The sequence below is a fragment of the Cellulomonas marina genome, assembly GCF_900111925.1.
GTDB classification, from domain to species: Bacteria; Actinomycetota; Actinomycetes; order Actinomycetales; family Cellulomonadaceae; genus Cellulomonas; species Cellulomonas marina.
In genome coordinates this window covers 90,348-107,485 of the sequence record NZ_FOKA01000006.1, presented here as the reverse complement: position 1 = coordinate 107,485, position 17,138 = coordinate 90,348, and the positions used below count along the sequence as shown (strand labels likewise).

At 76.1% G+C, this 17,138-nt stretch carries 19 protein-coding genes and 2 tRNA genes; 6 read left to right on the top strand and 15 right to left on the bottom strand.

Annotation, left to right across the window (positions count from 1 at the left end):
- Positions 1-26: 26 nt before the first annotated feature.
- Positions 27-488: a hypothetical protein gene (locus BM048_RS08335; protein WP_090032296.1), complete on the bottom strand. Its 462-nt coding sequence runs from the start codon at positions 486-488 to the stop codon at positions 27-29.
- 242 nt (positions 489-730) lie between these two features.
- On the opposite strand from BM048_RS08335, the gene BM048_RS08330 reads away from it, so the two are divergent.
- Positions 731-1,426 (top strand): DUF6803 family protein, encoded by a 696-nt coding sequence (locus BM048_RS08330; RefSeq protein WP_090032294.1) that lies wholly within the window; start codon positions 731-733, stop codon positions 1,424-1,426.
- A gap of 57 nt (positions 1,427-1,483) precedes the next feature.
- Here the strand turns inward: BM048_RS08330 and BM048_RS08325 are convergent.
- The 6 genes from BM048_RS08325 to BM048_RS08300 all read right to left on the bottom strand — a co-directional run bounded on the left by BM048_RS08325 (position 1,484) and on the right by BM048_RS08300 (position 8,186).
- Positions 1,484-1,574 (bottom strand) — tRNA-Ser (locus tag BM048_RS08325).
- Between the two features lie 58 nt (positions 1,575-1,632).
- Entirely contained in the window at positions 1,633-2,901 is a 1,269-nt protein-coding gene (locus BM048_RS08320; protein WP_090032477.1) for a threonine/serine exporter family protein, read from the bottom strand.
- Between the two features lie 91 nt (positions 2,902-2,992).
- Entirely contained in the window at positions 2,993-5,467 is a 2,475-nt protein-coding gene (locus tag BM048_RS08315) for a glycogen/starch/alpha-glucan phosphorylase (protein WP_090032292.1), read from the bottom strand.
- 62 nt (positions 5,468-5,529) lie between these two features.
- On the bottom strand, positions 5,530-6,294 hold the full coding sequence (locus BM048_RS08310) for a copper resistance CopC family protein (protein WP_090032290.1): 765 nt from the start codon (positions 6,292-6,294) through the stop codon (positions 5,530-5,532).
- A 9-nt stretch (positions 6,295-6,303) separates the two neighbouring features.
- A complete protein-coding gene (locus tag BM048_RS18145) occupies positions 6,304-6,918 on the bottom strand; it encodes a hypothetical protein (protein ID WP_175499391.1) in 615 nt (204 codons plus the stop codon).
- A gap of 128 nt (positions 6,919-7,046) precedes the next feature.
- A complete protein-coding gene (locus tag BM048_RS08300) occupies positions 7,047-8,186 on the bottom strand; it encodes an LLM class flavin-dependent oxidoreductase (protein ID WP_090032286.1) in 1,140 nt (379 codons plus the stop codon).
- A 103-nt stretch (positions 8,187-8,289) separates the two neighbouring features.
- Between BM048_RS08300 and BM048_RS08295 the strand changes: the two genes are divergently transcribed.
- Positions 8,290-8,751 carry a YkvA family protein gene (locus BM048_RS08295; protein ID WP_239078717.1) on the top strand — a complete coding sequence of 154 codons (462 nt, stop codon included), beginning with the start codon at positions 8,290-8,292 and terminating at the stop codon, positions 8,749-8,751.
- Here the strand turns inward: BM048_RS08295 and BM048_RS18460 are convergent.
- The 8 genes from BM048_RS18460 to BM048_RS08250 all read right to left on the bottom strand — a co-directional run bounded on the left by BM048_RS18460 (position 8,714) and on the right by BM048_RS08250 (position 13,216).
- Positions 8,714-9,310 carry a helix-turn-helix domain-containing protein gene (locus BM048_RS18460; protein WP_090032284.1) on the bottom strand — a complete coding sequence of 199 codons (597 nt, stop codon included), beginning with the start codon at positions 9,308-9,310 and terminating at the stop codon, positions 8,714-8,716. The two genes, BM048_RS08295 and BM048_RS18460, sit on opposite strands and share 38 nt — an antisense overlap.
- An 88-nt stretch (positions 9,311-9,398) precedes the next feature.
- Entirely contained in the window at positions 9,399-9,629 is a 231-nt protein-coding gene (locus BM048_RS08285) for a DUF6458 family protein (protein WP_090032282.1), read from the bottom strand.
- Between the two features lie 167 nt (positions 9,630-9,796).
- Positions 9,797-10,192, bottom strand: a complete 396-nt coding sequence (locus tag BM048_RS08280; protein WP_090032280.1) for an ATP-binding protein — start codon at positions 10,190-10,192, stop codon at positions 9,797-9,799.
- A gap of 245 nt (positions 10,193-10,437) precedes the next feature.
- The gene (locus tag BM048_RS08275) at positions 10,438-10,821 is read right to left on the bottom strand and encodes an STAS domain-containing protein (RefSeq protein ID WP_090032278.1); all 384 of its coding nucleotides are present in this window, start codon (positions 10,819-10,821) and stop codon (positions 10,438-10,440) included.
- 205 nt (positions 10,822-11,026) lie between these two features.
- Positions 11,027-11,200 carry a CsbD family protein gene (locus BM048_RS08270; protein ID WP_090032473.1) on the bottom strand — a complete coding sequence of 58 codons (174 nt, stop codon included), beginning with the start codon at positions 11,198-11,200 and terminating at the stop codon, positions 11,027-11,029.
- Between the two features lie 101 nt (positions 11,201-11,301).
- Positions 11,302-11,766, bottom strand: coding sequence for an ATP-binding protein (locus tag BM048_RS08265; protein ID WP_139224369.1), 465 nt, complete (start codon positions 11,764-11,766; stop codon positions 11,302-11,304).
- A 529-nt stretch (positions 11,767-12,295) separates the two neighbouring features.
- A tRNA-Ser gene (locus BM048_RS08260) sits at positions 12,296-12,387 on the bottom strand.
- 391 nt (positions 12,388-12,778) lie between these two features.
- Positions 12,779-13,216, bottom strand: a complete 438-nt coding sequence (locus BM048_RS08250) for an arsenate-mycothiol transferase ArsC (RefSeq protein WP_275407331.1) — start codon at positions 13,214-13,216, stop codon at positions 12,779-12,781.
- Positions 13,217-13,311: 95 nt separating this feature from the next.
- Between BM048_RS08250 and BM048_RS08245 the strand changes: the two genes are divergently transcribed.
- The 4 genes from BM048_RS08245 (at position 13,312) to BM048_RS08230 (ending at position 17,104) form a co-directional block, all read left to right on the top strand.
- A complete protein-coding gene (locus BM048_RS08245) occupies positions 13,312-14,172 on the top strand; it encodes an IclR family transcriptional regulator (protein ID WP_090032271.1) in 861 nt (286 codons plus the stop codon).
- A gap of 80 nt (positions 14,173-14,252) precedes the next feature.
- On the top strand, positions 14,253-14,891 hold the full coding sequence (gene eda, locus BM048_RS08240) for a bifunctional 4-hydroxy-2-oxoglutarate aldolase/2-dehydro-3-deoxy-phosphogluconate aldolase (RefSeq protein WP_090032269.1): 639 nt from the start codon (positions 14,253-14,255) through the stop codon (positions 14,889-14,891).
- 56 nt (positions 14,892-14,947) lie between these two features.
- Positions 14,948-16,087 carry a sugar kinase gene (locus BM048_RS08235; RefSeq protein WP_090032267.1) on the top strand — a complete coding sequence of 380 codons (1,140 nt, stop codon included), beginning with the start codon at positions 14,948-14,950 and terminating at the stop codon, positions 16,085-16,087.
- A 21-nt stretch (positions 16,088-16,108) separates the two neighbouring features.
- The gene (locus BM048_RS08230) at positions 16,109-17,104 is read left to right on the top strand and encodes an NAD(P)H-quinone oxidoreductase (protein ID WP_090032265.1); all 996 of its coding nucleotides are present in this window, start codon (positions 16,109-16,111) and stop codon (positions 17,102-17,104) included.
- Positions 17,105-17,138 lie beyond the last annotated feature (34 nt).

The window sequence follows — 17,138 nt, the reverse complement described above, 5'->3', positions numbered from 1 at the left end:
GCTCGGTGAACCCTGGCCCCCGGGGCTCAGGACGGGACGTGCCCGTGCCGACGGTCCCGGCGCTCCCCCGCGACGAGCACGACCGACGGCCCGACGACGACGGCGACCGCCGCCACCAGCACCGACGCGCCGCGCACCTCGTCGGACGGCACGAGCGCGAGCACCGCCCCCACCAGCACGAGCACGCCCAGCACCACCGCCGCGGACCGCCAGCCCGTCGCGAGCCGCCGCCCGGCCGGCAGGTACCGCACGTGCGCGACGACGAGCACGACGAGCCACACCACCGACGCCACCACGGCCACCACGAGCATCCCGACGAGCACGCCGACGAGGTCCTGGAACCCGCCGGACCCCGCGCCGGCGGCGGCCAGCGCCCCGGCCGCCAGCCCCAGCAGCCCCGCCACCACCACCGCCGCGACCAGTCCGAGGGCGAGGAACCCCGGCAGCGGCAGGCGACGCCTCCCGGGGGTCGTGCCGTGCGTCGTCATGGCGGCCATCCTGCCCGTCACCCGGTCGCGCGGTCCCGTGTCCGCGTCCCGAGCCGCTCGCCCTGCTCCGCCTCCTGCCACCCGGGACCTCGGTCCCCGTCCCACGTCAACCCGCGACCGCGCCCGTACGCCTTCATCGCTTCTTCATCGAGCGCGGCTCGGGTCACCCGCCTCGGCTGGCGATGGTGAGGGGGTAGCCGCCGGGAGCCTCCGGCGGTCCGTCCGTCCGAGAGGAGACCGTCGTGGTCGCCCTGTCCCCCGCCGTCGCCGACCCGGGCGCCGCTCCCGCGCCGGCCGCCCGTGCTACCCGGACCGCCGCCCTGGTCGCGCTCCTCGTCGCCGTCGCGGGCGTCGCGCTCACCCTGCCCGCCTGGCCCGCGGGCGGCGACATGGGCGGCACGCACTACATGGAGCTGCTCGCGGCGAACCAGCCGTGGAACCTGCTGCTGTTCATGGCGGTGCCCGTCGTGCTCGCGGAGACCGTCGCCGTCACCGAGCTCGTCCTGCTGCTGCGCCGGGACGCGGCGCCGGCGTGGGTGGCCCGGCTGTCGCGGTGGGCCGGCATCGTCGGCGGCGTGTACTTCGTCGGGGTCACCGCGTACCTGCTGCGGCACGCCGTCGTGCCGCTGACGCTCACCGGCGGGTGGCGCGGCCCGGCCGACGTCGTCGCGGTCGGCGGGTACCTGCTGGGGATCGTGCCGCTGCTGGGCCTGGCGCTCGTCGAGCTGCGGGCCGTGGGCGCCGGGTGGACGCCGCGGCGACGGCTGGCCGTGCACGCCGGGCTCGTCGGGCTGTTCCTCGTCGTCGCCCACGTCGCGATGATCGCCGGGATGCTCGACCCGGCCGTGCTCGGGTGGGAGGCGGGCCACGTGATGCCCGACGGCAGCAGCATGCACGAGAGCACGCACGGGAGCGTGCACGGGAGCGTGCACGGCTGAGCCCACCCAGGACCGCGCGAGCCCGTCCCCACGAGGTGGGGACGGGCTCGTCGGGGGCGGAGACGGTGGGATTTGAACCCACGGAGGAGGTTGCCCCCCTCACGGCCTTAGCAGGGCCGCGCACTAGACCGGGCTATGCGACGTCTCCCAGACGCCGGTCAGGGTAACCGCATGTGCGGGCTGCGACCAAAGCGGGCACCTGCCCCTCAGTGCTCGAACGCCCACTCCCGGTCGGTGAGCATCCGTGCGACGGCCAGGCCGATGGCCAGCGCGGCGACGACGAGCACCGCCTGCACGCCGGACGCCAGCGCCTGCGTCGTGTCCCCCTCCGACAGCGCGAACACCGCCCGGTAGGCCGTCACCCCCGGGACCATGATGACCACGGCCGGCACGGACACGGTGATGCGCGGGACGCGCAGGCGCGGGGCGACGAGCGCCGCCAGCAGCCCGACGAGCAGCGCGGCCCCCGCGGCCGCCGCCTGCGGCAGCACCCCGGCGTCGACGAGCCCGAGCCGCAGGACGTTGGGCACCACCGCGACGGCCGCCGCCGCGGCGGCCATGGGGAGCGTCGAGTTGAACAGCAGCGCGAAACCCAGCACCCCGAGGAACGAGAACAGGCAGCGCAGCGCGACGAGCACGCCCGGCGCCAGCCGCGTGTCGGGCGCGAGGTCCGGCGACAGCCCGACGAGGGCCGACACGCCCCACACCGCCAGCGCGGCGGACATGAGCAGCGTCAGGGCGTAGGTCAGGCGGGCCACGCCGGCCGAGAAGTCCAGCTTCGCCAGGTCCAGCGCACCCGTCACCAGCGGGAAGCCGGGCACGAGGAACAGCACCGCGGACACGTACCCCGCCTCGTGGCGGGTGGCTGTCGCCCCGGAGCCGTGCAGCGCCGTGACGAAGGCCAGGTAGGTCAGGCACGCCAGCGCCGCCGCGACCATCGTCACGCCGAACTGGTTGAGCCCCCGGTGCAGCATCGCCCGCCGCGCGCCCTGCCCCAGCGCCGCCGCGACGAACACCGCCGCCATCTCGACGGGCCCGCCGCGGTTGAGGAACGAGAACGCCGCGCACGCCAGGCCGGCCCACAGGGCGTTGAGCAGCGCGCCCCACAGCGGGCCGCGCGCCTCGATCTCGTCGAGCGCGCGGGTGACGTCCTCCACCGTGGCCGGGCGCCGGCCGGCGTCGAGGTCGCCCGCCAGCCGCTCGAGCAGCGTGAGCCGGTGCGCGTCGATGCCGACCCGGCGCACCTCCGTCACCTCGGTGCGGAAGCTGCGACCGCGGTGCGAGGTCGTCGTGATCTCGGTGAGGGTGACGTGCGCCTGGTGCCGCTCCACCCCCAGGGCGTGCGCGACCCGGGCCATCGACGCCTTGACGCGGTAGGAGCCGGTGCCGGCACCGAGGCTCAGGCGGCCCATGCGCAGGGCGACGCCCGAGCGGCGGATGAGCTGCAGCTCGTCGTCGTCGGGCTGGGTGGGCACGGGGACGGGCACGGACGCCATCATGGCCGACGTCCGTGCCCGCCCACCTGCCGGGCCGGGTGCGAGCGGTGCGTGCGGGAGTGCCCGCGGACTAGGCCGTCGGGACGGGCGCCGCCTCCGCGTGCCAGATGCGGTCGAGGTAGTCGCGCATGGAGCGGTCGGAGGAGAAGAAGCCCGACCGTGCCACGTTGAGCACGGCCGACCGCGCCCAGGCGTCCGGGTCGGCGTACGCCCGCTCGACGACGAGCTGCGCGTCGAGGTAGGCCTGGAAGTCCGCCAGGACGAGGAAGCGGTCCTCGTACAGCAGGTTCGAGACGATGGGCTCGAACGTGCGGCGGTCGCCGTCGGAGAACGCGCCCGAGGCGATGAGGTCCAGCGCGTGCCGCAGGGTCGCGTTCGACTCGTAGAAGCTGGTCGGGCGGTAGCCCTTCTCGACGATTTCGGCGACCTCCGGCTCGGTGAGGCCGAAGAGGAAGAAGTTCTCGTCGCCGACGAGCTGGCGGAGCTCGACGTTCGCGCCGTCGTCCGTGCCGATGGTCAGCGCGCCGTTGAGCGCGAACTTCATGTTGCCCGTGCCCGACGCCTCCTTGCCGGCCAGCGAGATCTGCTCCGACAGGTCGGCCGCGGGGATGAGCCGCTCGGCCAGCGTGACGTTGTAGTTGGCCGGGAAGGCGATGCGCAGCCGGCCCTCGAGCACCGGGTCGGCGTTGATGGTCCGGCCGACGGCGTTGATGAGGCCGATGGTCTGCTTGGCCATCTTGTAGCCGGGCGCGGCCTTGGCCCCGAACGTCACCGTCCGCGGCGTGATGTCCGACGCCGCCAGGTCGCCGCGGCGCACCTGGTCGTACAGGGACACCACGTGCAGGAGCTTGAGCGTCTGGCGCTTGTACTCGTGCAGGCGCTTGACCATGACGTCCAGCATCGAGTCGGGGCTGACCTCGATGCCGTCGCGGACCTTGAGCAGGTCCACCAGGCGGGTCTTGTTCGCGGCCTTGACCTCGCGGAAGCGGCGGCGGAACTCCGCGTCCTCGGCCAGGGGCTCCAGCTCGCGCAGGCGGTCGAGGTCCGTGACCCAGCCGTCACCGATCGCCTCGGTGATGAGCGACGACAGCCGCGGGTTGGCCAGACGGACGAAGCGGCGGGGCGTCACGCCGTTGGTGACGTTGGTGAACTTCTCCGGCATGTACTCCGAGAAGTCCTGCAGCACCTTGTCCCGCAGGAGCTGGGAGTGCAGCTCGGCGACGCCGTTGACCTTCGTGCCGGCGACGGTGGCGAGGTAGGCCATCCGGACCGCCCGCTCGGGGTGCTCGGCGATGATCGACATCCGGCGCACGCGCAGCTCGTCGTCGGGGTAGGCGGTGTGCACCTCGGCGAGGAAGTCCTCGTTGATGCGGTAGATGATCTCGAGGTGGCGCGGCAGCAGCCGGCCCAGCAGCTCGACCGACCAGACCTCGAGCGCCTCGGGCAGCAGCGTGTGGCAGGTGTAGGCGAAGCAGCGCTGCGTGAGCGCCCACGCCTCGTCCCAGTCCCAGCCCTTCTCGTCGAGCAGGATCCGCATGAGCTCGGGGATCGCGATGACGGGGTGGGTGTCGTTGAGCTGGAAGACGATGCGCTCGTCGAGCCGGTGCAGGTCGAAGCCCTCGGGCAGGACGTTGTCGAGGAAGTCCTTGAGCGACGCGGCGGCGAAGAAGTACTGCTGCTGCAGGCGCAGCTCCTTGCCCTGCGGCGTGGAATCCTCGGGGTAGAGCACCTTCGAGATGTTCTCGGCGGCGGTCTGCGCGCGGACGGCGGCCGAGTAGTCACCGGCGTTGAAGATCGACAGGTCGAAGGACTCCGTCGCCGCCGCCGACCACAGGCGCAGCGTGTTGACGCGGCCGTTATGGTAGCCCGGGACCATGTAGTTGTAGGGCACGGCCTGGACCTGCCAGTCCGGGATCCACCGCGTGACCAGGCGGCCGTCGACCGTCGAGGCCTCCGTGCGGCCGCCGAAGCCGATCGTCACCGCGGCCTCGGGGTGCGGGAACTCCCACGGCGAGCCCTGCGCCAGCCACGCGTCGGGCTTCTCCACCTGCCAGCCGTCGACGAAGGTCTGCCGGAAGATGCCGTACTCGTAGCGGATGCCGTACCCGATGCAGGGGATGTTCATCGTCGCGAGGGAGTCGATGAAGCACGCGGCCAGCCGCCCGAGGCCGCCGTTGCCGAGCCCCGGCTCCTTCTCCATCGACCGCAGGCGCTGCAGGTCGATGCCGAGGGACGCCAGCCCCTCCTCGACGATCTCCTCGAGGTCGGTGGCCAGCAGCGCGTTGCCGAGCTGCCGGCCGAGGAGGAACTCCGCCGACAGGTACGCCACGGACTTGGCCTGCACGTCGCGCTGGTGGTCCAGCGTGCGCAGCCAGCGCGACATGAGGTGCGTGCGCACCGTCCGCGCGAGGGCGAGGTACTGGTCGTTCGTCGACGCCCGGGACATCGACATCCCCTGGCCGAACTGGAGCTCGCGCAGGAAGTCCTGCACGAAGCCCTCGACCGAGTGCTGCGGGGTGGTGATCTGGTCAGCGGTCTGGGTCACCCGGCCACGCTAGCGGGACGCGCCCCGTCCCGTCACGTGCTTGCACGACCTGCAAACGGTTTTCAGCCGTCGTCGCGGGGACGGCGCAGGGCGATCCACGCCGCGGCGACGATCCCCGCGAGGACCGCGGTCCCGGCGCCGATCCAGATGCCGGCACCGAGGCCGTCGTCGCTGCCGTCCTCGCCGGCCGCCGTGGGCGTCGCGTCGGGCGACGGGCCGGTGGTCGTCTCGCTGGTCGGCTCGCTGGTCGTCTCGCTGGTCGGCTCGCCCGTCGGGCCCGTGGTCGGCCCGCCGGTCGCGGCCGTCGTCGGGTCCGTCGCGTCCGCCGACGACGAGGGCGTCGGCGCGGCCGTGGTCGGCGCGGGGGCGGCGGCGTCGGACAGGCTGAAGTCGAACGTGCCCTCGATCGGGTGGCCGTCGCCCGACACGACGCGCCACAGCACCGTGTAGGCACCCGCGCCCAGCTCCTCGGGCAGCGGCACGGTCAGCTGCGGCCCGGCCACGACCGGGGCCAGGCCCGGCAGGTCGGTCCCGTCCGGGGCGGTGACCCGGACCTCCTGGGACAGGTCCAGCAGGTCGCCGGAGAACGTGAGGACGAGCTGCGTGGGCGCGGCGTCGAGGACGGCCCCGGCGGCCGGGTCGCTGCCGACGAGCGCGTCGTGCGCCGCGGCCGGACGGGCGGCGAGCGTGCCGCCGGCGAGCGCCAGGAGCAGCCCCAGGACGAGCGCGAGCGCGCCGGGACGGGCACCCGGACGAGCAGCAGGACGAGTGGCAGGGCGGGCACCAGGACGAGCAGCAGGACGGGAGACGACGAGCGCGCGGGTCACCCCGGCAGGCTACGCGTCGGTCCTGGGACGACCCGCGCGGGGGCCGACGTCCCGGCGACCGTCCGGGCGCCGGCCGTCCAGCCGGCGGGCCTCGTCCAGGGCGGCCGTCACCTCGTCGCCGCGCTCGAGGGCCAGCGCCTCCGCCGCGCCGATCAGCCCGGCCACCGCCGCCCGCGAGCGGCTGCGGTGCAGGGCCGCCGCCTCCTCCGCGGTGGCGTCGAGCAGGCCCGTCCACGCGCGGCGCACCTGCGGGCCGTCGCTGACCTGGTGGGGCGCCCGCCGGGCGGCGACGTGCAGCGGCAGCCCCTCGGCGAGCAGCTCGAGCCGGACGGCCAGCACGCCGAGGTCCTGCTCGTCGAGCGGCACCTGGCGCAGGTAGACGCGCACGTCCTTCACCAGCCGCCGCACGACGAGGTGCTCCCGCGGCCCGGCGCGACGACCCAGGCGGCGCAGCGTCTCGAGCGAACGCAGCACCCGCGTCCGCGTGCGGGCCTGCTCGCGGCGCACCCGGCCGGCTCCGCCGGGCAGCAGGCCGCGGGCGCCGCCGCGTCGGTGCACGACCGCGCTGGCCCAGACGGCGGACGGCGCGGCGGCGACGGCCGTCGCCACGGCGACCACCGTCATCAGCTCCTCCACGCGGCCCCTCCCTGCCGGTCCCCACGCCACGGGCGGGGGCTCCCACTCTGCCCTGCCGGGACCGCCCGCCGCCAGGCCGTCCGCCGCCAGGCCGTCCGGGTGGTCCGCCTCAGGTCTCAGGCGCCGACGGGCTGCGGCTCCCGGCCCGCGACGGCCCTGTCGGACCCGGCCGCCGACCCGTCTTCCGACCCGGCCTGCCGCCCGTCCTCCAGGCGCGGCACCGTGCCCAGCGCGGCGGCCAGGAGGCGCAGCGTCTCCTCGCGGTGCGGGGAGCGACGCGGGTCGGTGCCGCGCACCTCGCCCGTGACCGGCTGGACCATGACCTCGTCGGCGCCGATCCGGTCCGCCAGGCGCACGAGCTCGGCGGCCGCGGCCTCGGGCGTGCCGACCACCCAGGCGGCGGTGAGGTCGTCGAGCAGGCCTGACGCGGTCACGGGCAGCGGCGCGGCCTCCGCGTCCTCCACGAGCTCCTGCGGCTCGAGCGACAGGCCGCTGCGGAGCCGGAACATGCTGCGGGCCTGCGGCAGGACCAGGCGGCGGGCCTCGGCCTCCGTCGCGGCCACGGCGGCGTTGGCGACGAGGACCGTCCGCGGCGCGTCGAGCGCCTCCGACGGCCGGAACTCGCGCCGGTACAGCGCGACCGCCTCGTCGACGCCGCGCCCGGCGAAGTGGTGCGCGAAGACGTAGGGCAGGCCGAGGCTCGCGGCGAGCTGCGCCGAGTACATCGACGAGCCGAGCAGCCACAGCTGCGGCGCGCTCGTCGCCCGCGGGGTGGCGCGCAGGCCGTAGGTCCGCTCGCCCAGCCGGACCTCGACGCCGTCGGGGCCGAGGAGGGCCTGCAGGGTGGCGACGTCGTCGGGGAAGGTGTCCACGCCGTCGTCGCGCACGCCCCGGCGCAGCACGTGGCTGGTCACGGGGTCGGAGCCCGGCGCGCGGCCGAGCCCGAGGTCGATCCGGCCGGGGAACGCCGCCTCGAGGAGCGCGAGCTGCTCGGCGACGACCAGCGGCGCGTGGTTGGGCAGCATGACGCCGCCGGACCCGACCCGCAGGTGACGCGTGGCCGAGGCGATGAGGCCGATGAGCACCGGGGGGTTCGTCGCGGCGACGGCCGGCATGTTGTGGTGCTCGGCCACCCAGTACCGGGTGACCCCGAGCGCGTCGGCGGTGCGGGCCAGCGCGAGGCTGGCCGCGACGGCGTCGCCCGTGGACTGGTCCGAGCGGACGGGTACGAGGTCGAGGACGGAGAGAGCGGTCACCCCCGGCGCAACCGGCGGGACGCCGCGGGTGTTCCGTGCGTGGTGCCGTGCGTGATCGCTTGCGGGTGCCGGGCCGCGCACGACGACGGGTACCGTCGCCGGCGTGGACCTCCCCGACGGCCTGCCCGGGTGGCTCGGACCGGTGCTCGGCGTGCTGGCGGGGCTGGCCCTCGTGTGGGTGGCGCTGCTCGTCGTGCTGTGGCGCGAGCAGCGGCGGCACGGGGACGCGACGGGGTGGCGGGAGGCGGCGCGGCTCGTGCCCGACGTCGTGCGGCTGGTCCGGCGGCTGCTGGGCGACCCGGCGGTGCCGCGCTCGTCGCGGGTGTGGCTGGGGGTGCTGCTGGTCTACCTGGCCTCGCCGCTGGACCTCGTGCCGGACGTCGTGCCGGTGCTCGGCTACGCCGACGACGCCGTCGCCGTCGCGCTCGTCCTGCGGCACGTCGTGCGACGGGCGGGTGCGGGTGCGGTCGAGCGGCACTGGCCGGGCACGCCGGCGGGGCTGCGGACCGTGCTGGCGCTCGCCGGCGTCAGCCCTCGTCGGCCAGGCCCGCCAGCACCACGGTGACGTACCGGCGTCGCCGGGCGTCGCCGTCGGACCCGGCCGCGGGACCAGCCGCAGGACCCGCCACGGCCGGCGCCCCCAGGGCCGCCGCGTGCTCGGCCCCGCACAGCAGCCGCAGCAGGTCCTCCACCGTGACGTCGCGGCGCAGCCGCCGCTGCGCGCGGTCACGGACGAGCGCCCGCCGCAGCCCGCCCAGCACGGCCGCCCGCGCCGCCGCGCCCTCGGCGGTCACGGCGTCCGGCGCCCGCAGCGCGTCGGCGACCGCTCGGTCGGCGACGAGGGCGGCGACGACCGCGTGCGCGGCGTCGTCGAGCGAGGCGGCGCGCACCCGCTCGGCGAGGGCCGCCAGGGCCGGTCCGGCCAGCGTCTCGACGAGGTGCGCGCGCGTCGGGAAGTGCCGGTAGAGCGTCCCCGTGCCGACCCCGGCCGCCCGCGCGACGGCTCCCATCGTGAGGGCGGCGGGGTCCTCGTCGAGCAGCGTGCGCGCCGCGGCCAGCACCGCCGCACGGTTGCGCGCCGCGTCGCTGCGGCGTGCCGGTGGTGCCGCCGGGGCCGTCGCCATGGTCCGACCGTAGCCCTCGCACCGACGAGGCGGAGGGGCCGTCCGCTCGGACGACCCCTCCGGTTGCGTTCGTCGATGTCGCTGCCGGTCAGACCGCCGGCGGGGGCGTCCGGTTGTCGTACCGCTCGACGACCTCGTGGTGGCTGGTCCGCGTGCGCTGGCGCATGAGGACGAGCGAGAGGACGAGGGCCAGGACGCCCGCGCCCATGAGGATGTAGCCGATCACGTTGAGGTCCGCGACCGACCAGGTGTCCGGGGCGACCCCGAACGCCAGGATCGCGCCGACCACGATGAGGAAGATGCCCGTGCCGATGCCCACGTCGTGCCTCCTTGCTCCGACGGCGTGCCGCGTCCGCCCCCTGCGCCCGCCTGCGTCCGCCCGGTGCGGACAGACGTGATCGTGGCGCGGGCGACGAGGGCGCGCGCGCCGAGCGGGCCCCGCACGCCGAGGATCACCCGGACGGCCGATGCCGGGCCGGTGCGTCGTCAGGCCTGCTGCGACCGGGAGAACGTGGCCCACACGTGCTTCGTCTGCTCCGTGGTGTACCAGCCGACGTCCTGCGCGAGGCGCTGGGCGATCATGAGGCCGAACCCGCCGTCGCCCGCCGGACGCGTCCCGGCCACGACCGGCGGCGTCCCCAGCTCGCGGTCGGCGACGTGCAGCAGGTACGTGTCACCGCGCACGGACAGGCGCACGGTCGTCGGCGGCGTGCCGTGCTCGAGCGCGTTCGTCGCCAGCTCGGACGCCACGAGCGCCATGGCGCTGGCCACGGAGACCTCTCGGGTGGCCGCGCCCTGGCCGCCGTCCGCCGTCAGCGCCGCGACGAGCTCGCCGCGCAGGGCCTGGAGCTGACGCACCGACGCGAGGACCCAGAACCGCACCGGGTCGAAACCCGCCTCGGGAAGTGCCTCGGGGGCAGGCCCGCGTCGGCCGCGGCGCGGACGTCGTGCGCCCCGGCGCCGGCGCGCCCCGCAGGACCCACGGAGGCGTGCACGGAGGCGTGCACGGAGGCGTGCACGGACCCGGGGGACGCGGCGGCGGGTTCGGCCACGGGCTCTCTCTCCTGGCTGAAGGGGGCGGGCGGGGTGGGTGTGCGGCAGGTGTTCGGGCGGCGGGCCCGGGCTCCTCAGGCGGCAGGCGGGACCTCGTCGACCACGCGGAGGACGTCGGTGAGCTCGGCCGTCTCGAGGAGGAAGCGGAACGCCGGGGACGGCCCCGCCAGGGTCAGCGTGCCCTCGGGGCTGCGCGTCGCCACGCGGACGAGGAACTTCAGCCCGGAGGAATCGATGAAGTCGACGCCGGAGGCGTCCACGACGACCGGCTTCCCGGTCTCGGAGGTGTCGACGGCGGCCTGCTGGAGGTCGTCGACGAGCGCGGCGTCGACGTCCCCCGTGAGGGTCACGACGACGCGGGCGTCCTCCGGGTGGACGACGACGGCGCCGGACGGTGCCGCGGCGGCGTCGTCGAGGTGGTGCGACGGCGCGGACGCCGCCGACGGGGAGGACTCCATCCCCCCATTGTGCCCACTCGCGGGGCGTGCGCCCGCCCGGGCGCCGCGTCGGGACGGGGACCGCCCCGACACCACCCGTCCGCGGGACGCACGCGGGCCCGGTGCACGAGGTGTGCACCGGGCCCTTGTGGGGAGTCGACCCGGAGTCGACCCGGAGTCGACCCGGAGTCGACCCGGAGTCGACCAGGAGTCGACCAGGAGTCGATCAGGCGCGGAACGCGTCCTTGACGTTCTCGCCCGCCTGCTTGGTGTTCGCCGAGGCCTGGTCGCGGTGACCCTCGGCCTCGAGGCGCTCGTCGTCGGTGGCGCGTCCGGCGGCCTCCTTGACCTTGCCGACGCCCTCCTCGACCGCGTTCTTGATCTTGTCGTCGAGACCCATGACGTCCTCCACTGCTCGGGGATCCTTGCCCGGCCCACGCTAGGCGGGGGACGGCCCGTCCGCTCGTCGAGCGTGGTGGTGCTCGGCCATGACCCGCCCGGTCAGCACGGGTGGGGCCCGACCGTGGCCCACACGTGCTTCGTCGGGCCGTCCGCGTACCAGCCCAGGCTCTCGGAGAGCCGCTGGGTGATGAGCAGCCCGAACCCGCCGGCCCCGGCGGGCCGCACCCCGGCGACGACGGGCAGGGCGTCGACGCCCGGGTCGGCCACGTCGAGCAGGTAGCAGCGCGAGTCGCAGAGCAGGCGCACGTCCGCCGGCGCACCGCCGTGCTCGAGCGCGTTCGTCGTGAGCTCGGACGCCACCAGCACGACCTCCTGGCTGGTCACGTCCCGTACGCGACCGGCCCCCTCGCCCTCGAGCGTGTCGAGCAGACCGCCGCGCAGCCCCGCGAGTCCCGCGGTCGACGGCAGGCGCCAGGCGCCGAGCAGCGAGAACCCCGCCGTGGGCGCGCCGGTGGGCAGGCCCGCGTCGTCGTGCGCCCGGACGTCGGACGGTTCGGGCGGCATGGCGGGGACCACGGTGCTCCTCGGGCTCGGGAGGGTGCCCCACGACGGTAGGCCCGCGGCTCCGGACCGACCACCGCTGGCGGGGCGACGTGCACCACCCGCGTCAGCCGGTCGGACGCTGCCCGAGTGCCCCGCCGGCTTCCTGCGGGAGTCGACCCCGAGCTCTCGGGGTCGGGGCGGGGACGGATCTCCACATCGACCCCGAGCAGTTCCACGAGCTGTTCGCGGTCCACTTCGATTCGGTCGTGGCCCGGCGCACGGTCGCCACGCAGCGGCCCCTGGCGCTCGCCGCGTTCCGGCCCCCGCCACCCGGGCGGCGTGGAAGACCGTCCAGTCCTGGTCCCTGTCGGCCCTGCAGGACCTCGCGGTGCCGGGCGAGCTGTCGCGGTGAGCGGCCGACCGTGCCGGCGCGCACCTCGTCGAGGTGGACGCCTCGCGCGCCGTGACGGTCTCGCGGCCGGAGGTGGTGACGGACGTGATCCTGGGGGCGGCCGCGAAGACCGCGGGCTGACGTGGCGGGGCTCCCGGGCGGAGGGCGTGGGATTCGAACCCACGAGGACGGGGGTGTCCCGCCCCAACGGTTTTCAAGACCGTCTCTTTCGGCCGCTCAGACAGCCCTCCCGAGGACCTGGAGCCTAGCGGCGGCGGGGCGGTGCCGGTCCTGCAGCACCAGGGGATGCCGGCGCGGATGCCCGCGGGGACGGGTGGTCCGTCGGTGCGGCGTGCGGCTGCGCGGTCGGCGTGCCCGGGGAGACACGCCGACCGCGCCCCCGTCCCCGCCGCGGACGCCGCACCGGAGGACCACCTCCGTGGCGGGCCGGTGCGGATCGCGTGGCCGGCACCGGCGCGTCCCGGGCGACACGCCGGCGTCACGCCGTGATGACGGCGCGCTCCGCACCCAGCCGTCCCTCGATCGATCCCGGCAGGTGCCGACCGGTACCGGGCGCCGCCGACCGGGACGGCGGTGGCGTCGGTGCGGGCGACGCCGCTACGGCAGGCGCTGCGACCGCGGTCAGCGGGCCGACAGCCGCGCGGTGAGCTCGCGCACCCGCGCGGCGATGTCGTCGCGCACGAGCCGCATGCGCTCGACGCCGTCGATGCCGCGCTCCGACGGCTCGTCCGTCTCCCAGGTCTCCACGGGCGTGCCGTCCGCCGGCTCGACGACCGCCTCCCGCCCCAGCACGACGATGAGGTCCGCGTCGGCGACGAGCGCGTCGGTCACGGGCTGCGGCCTCTCCCGCGTGATGTCGACGCCGACCTCCCGCAGGACCTCGGCCGACAGCGCGTTCACCGCGTCCCCGGGCCGGGTGCCGGCGGAGGCCACCCGCACGGCGTCGCCGGCAGCCTGCCGCATGAGACCCGCGGCCATCTGGGACTTGCCGCCGTTCTTCACGCAGACGAACAGGACGGAGGGCACGTGCGGGGCGGTCGTGTCGAGCGGCTCGGTCACGCCGTCATCCTGGCTCACGAGGAGGTCCCGGCGGGAGACCCGTCCCCGGCCCGTCACGCCATCGCGACGAGAGCGCCGCCTGGGAGGCTGGCCCCATGACGCCCCCGCCGCCGTCCCCGGCCCAGCCCCGCGGCGCCGCCGCCCCGGACACCCCCGCCGACGTGCCCGCCGCCACCCGCCCCGGGCCGACGGGCTCGTCGCCTGTGGAGGCCGTCGACCGGGCGCTGCTCGTCCTGCAGGCGCTGGCACCGGCCGGGCCGCGCGGGCTGGCGCTGGCGGAGCTCGCCGGCACGCTGGGGCTGAGCAAGGCCACCGTCCACCGGGTGCTCGCGGCGCTGCGGTTCCGCGGGTTCGTCGTGCAGGACGCCCGCGGGGCCTACGTGCTGGGTCCCGCCGCGACGCGGCTCGCGGACGACTTCCTCGGGGAGGAGAACCTGCCCGTCCTGCTGCACCCGGCGCTCGTCGCCCTGTCCGCCGCGGCCGACGAGCTCGTCCACCTCGGCGTGCTGGACGGGAGCCACGTCGTCTACCTCGACAAGGTGGAGCCGGCACGGGCGCTGCGGGTGTGGTCGGCGGTGGGCCGCCGCGTCCCGGCGGTGACCACCGCGCTCGGGCGGGCCCTGCTCGCGTGGCGCGGGACGGGACGGCAGGCGCTGGAGGGATACGTGCAGGCCGTGGCGGGTGAGCAAGCCGCCGACGCCGCCCGCGCGTGGGACGCCGTCGAGCGCGCGCGGGAGCAGGGCTGGGCCACGGAGGTGGAGGAGAACGAGGCCGGCATCTCCTGCGTGGCCGTCCCGTTGCTGCGCTCGGGCGCCGCGGTCGCGGCGGTGAGCGTCACGGCGCCCGCCGAGCGGATGACGCCCGACCGCGTCGACGCGCTCCGCCGCACGGTGGCGGAGGTGCTCCCGCCCCTCCTCCCGGCGGGACTGGCGCTGCCCGAGGGTGTCGACCGCTGACCCTGCTATGGCACCATGGGTTCCGTACAGCGAACCGTGCGTTTCATTGATCGGAACGCACGCCGACCAGGACAGGACCCATGGCCGACCTCCTCGCCCAGCTCTCCGCCGCGCGGCTCGTGCCCGTCGTGGTGCTCGACGACGCCGCGGACGCGGCCCCCCTCGCGCAGGCCCTCGTCGACGGCGGGCTGCCCGTCGCCGAGGTGACGTTCCGCACCGCCGCCGCGGCGGACGCGATCCGCGCGATGGCCGACCGCGGCGACATGCTCGTCGGGGCCGGGACCGTCCTCACGGCGGAGCAGGTGGACACCGCCGTCGCCGCCGGCGCGTCCTACGTCGTCTCCCCCGGCACGAGCCGGGCGGTCGTCGAGCGATGCGCCGAGCACGGCGTGCTCGCGCTGCCCGGCGCGGTCACCGCCACGGAGATCCAGGCCGCCCTCGAGCTCGGCCTGACGACGGTGAAGTTCTTCCCCGCGGGGACCTCGGGAGGCGCGCCGGCCATCGCCGCGCTCGCCGCGCCCTTCGGGGGCGTGCGGTTCGTCCCCACCGGCGGGGTCGGGCCGAAGAACCTCCACGAGTACCTGGCCCTGCCCGCCGTCGCCGCCGTCGGCGGGTCGTGGATGGTGCCCAAGGACCGCATCGCAGCCGGCGACTTCGCCGCGGTCCGCGAGCTGACGGCCGAGGCCGTCGCGCTGGCCGGCAGCCCCGTCCCCGCCTGACGCCCGACGCCGCCCGAGCCCGACGCCCCCACCGACGAGAGCGAGGACCTCCCACCATGAGCACCCCGAGCGCCACCCCTGCCGGCCCCTCCGACACCGGGCTCGCCGTCCGCCCGGCCGCCGACTGCCGCTACGACGTCGTCTCCCTCGGCGAGGTCATGCTGCGGCTCGACCCCGGCGAGGGGCGCATCCGCACGGCCCGCTCCTTCCGCGCCTGGGAGGGCGGCGGGGAGTACAACGTCGCCCGCGGCCTGCGGCGGGCGTTCGGGATGCGCGGCGCCATCGTCACCGCGCTGGCCGACAACGAGATCGGCCGGCTCGTCGAGGACCTCATGCTCACCGGTGGGCTCGACACGCAGTTCGTGCGGTGGGTGCCCTACGACGGCATCGGCCGCGGCGTGCGCAACGGCCTGAACTTCACCGAGCGCGGCTTCGGCGTCCGCGGCGCCGTCGGCGTCTCCGACCGCGGGCACACGGCCGCGTCGCAGCTCGCGCCCGGCGACGTCGACTGGGACCACCTGTTCGGCGAGCTCGGCGTGCGCTGGCTGCACACCGGCGGCATCTTCGCGGCGCTCAGCGAGACGGCGGCCGAGACCGTCATCGAGGCCGTCACGGCCGCGAAGCGCCACGGCACGGTCGTCTCCTACGACCTCAACTACCGCCCGAGCCTGTGGAAGGCGATCGGCGGCAAGGCGAAGGCGCAGGAGGTCAACCGGGAGATCGCCCGGCACATCGACGTGATGATCGGCAACGAGGAGGACTTCACCGCCTCGCTCGGCTTCGAGGTCGAGGGCGTCGACGAGCACCTGTCCGACCTCGAGGCGTCGACCTTCGGCGCGATGATCGAGAAGGCCGTGGCGGACTTCCCGAACTTCCGCGTGGTGGCGACGACGATGCGCGGCGTGCACACGGCGACGATCAACGACTGGGGTGCCGTGGCCTGGTCCCGGCCGACCGGCCTCGTCGAGGCGACGCACCGCCCGCGCCTGGAGATCCTCGACCGCGTCGGCGGCGGCGACTCGTTCGCGTCGGGCCTGGTCTACGGCCTGCTCGAGGGCGAGAGCCTGCAGACCGCCGTGGAGTACGGCGCCGCGCACGGCGCCCTGGCGATGACGACCCCCGGCGACACGACGATGGTGACGAAGGCCGAGGTCCTCAAGCTGGCCGGCGGCGGCAGCGCCCGCGTCGACCGCTGAGGCGCCCGGTACGGTCGCCGGGTGCGTGCCGTCGTCGTCGCCCGTCCCGGTGGTCCCGAGCAGCTCGTCGTGCGGGAGGTCCCGGACCCCGTGCCGGGTCCGGGCGAGGTGCTGCTGGAGGTCCACGCCGCCGGCCTGAACAACGCCGACCTCCTGCAGCGGCGCGGGCTCTACCCGCCGCCCGCCGGTGCGTCGGACGTGCCCGGCCTCGAGGTCGCCGCCGTGGTCGCCGCCGTCGGCCCGCCGGACGACGCGGCCCCCGGTGACACCCCGACGCCCGCGCCGGGCGACCGCGTCGTCGCGCTCCTGCCCGGCGGGGGCTACGCCGAGCGGGCCGTCGTCGACGCCGGGCTGACGCTGCCGTGGCCGGAGCACCTGTCCGCGGCCGAGGCGGCGGTGCTGCCCGAGGCCCTGGCCACCGCCTGGTCGAACCTCGAGGTCGCGCACGCGCGCCCCGGGGAGCGGCTGCTCGTGCGCGGGGGGTCCGGCGGCGTCGGGACCCTGGCGGTGCAGCTCGGCCGGGCGCTCGGGCTCGAGGTGCTGGCCACCGCGGGCGGCCCGGACCGGGTCGCCCGCGTGCGGGACCTCGGCGTCCCCACGGTGCTCGACCACCGCGCCGACGAGCTCGTCGAGCAGGTCCTGACCGCGACGGGTGGCGCGGGCGTCGACGTCGTGCTCGACGTCGTGGGCGCCGCGGCCCTGGCCGACAACCTCGCCGTCCTGGCGCCCGACGGGCGGCTCGTCGTCATCGGGCTGCAGGGCGGCACCCGCGCGGAGCTGGACCTGGGCCTGCTGCTGTCCCGCAGGCTGAGCGTCGCCGGCACGAGCCTGCGCTCGCGCCCGCTGGCGCAACGGCGGGCGGTGGTCGCCGGGCTGCGCGCGCACGTGTGGCCGCACGTCGTCGACGACACGCTGCGTCCCTGCCTGCACGCCGCCCTCCCCCTCGACCGGGCCGACGAGGCGCACCGCACGCTGGAGGCCGGCGGCGTCTTCGGCTCGCTCGCGCTCGAGGTCTGAGCCGCGGGTGCGCGTCGCGCCGGGGGCACCCATC

Coding starts and splice junctions, on each gene's coding strand:
- BM048_RS08335 (WP_090032296.1), bottom strand. CDS start 488: ATGACGACGCACGGCACGACCCCCGGGAGGCGTCGCCTGCCGCTGCCG.
- BM048_RS18145 (WP_175499391.1), bottom strand. CDS start 6,918: ATGACGGTGGTCGCCGTGGCGACGGCCGTCGCCGCCGCGCCGTCCGCC.
- BM048_RS18460 (WP_090032284.1), bottom strand. CDS start 9,310: ATGGCGACGGCCCCGGCGGCACCACCGGCACGCCGCAGCGACGCGGCG.
- BM048_RS08275 (WP_090032278.1), bottom strand. CDS start 10,821: ATGGAGTCCTCCCCGTCGGCGGCGTCCGCGCCGTCGCACCACCTCGAC.
- BM048_RS08270 (WP_090032473.1), bottom strand. CDS start 11,200: ATGGGTCTCGACGACAAGATCAAGAACGCGGTCGAGGAGGGCGTCGGC.
- BM048_RS08265 (WP_139224369.1), bottom strand. CDS start 11,766: ATGCCGCCCGAACCGTCCGACGTCCGGGCGCACGACGACGCGGGCCTG.
- BM048_RS08245 (WP_090032271.1), top strand. CDS start 13,312: ATGACGCCCCCGCCGCCGTCCCCGGCCCAGCCCCGCGGCGCCGCCGCC.
- eda (WP_090032269.1), top strand. CDS start 14,253: ATGGCCGACCTCCTCGCCCAGCTCTCCGCCGCGCGGCTCGTGCCCGTC.
- BM048_RS08235 (WP_090032267.1), top strand. CDS start 14,948: ATGAGCACCCCGAGCGCCACCCCTGCCGGCCCCTCCGACACCGGGCTC.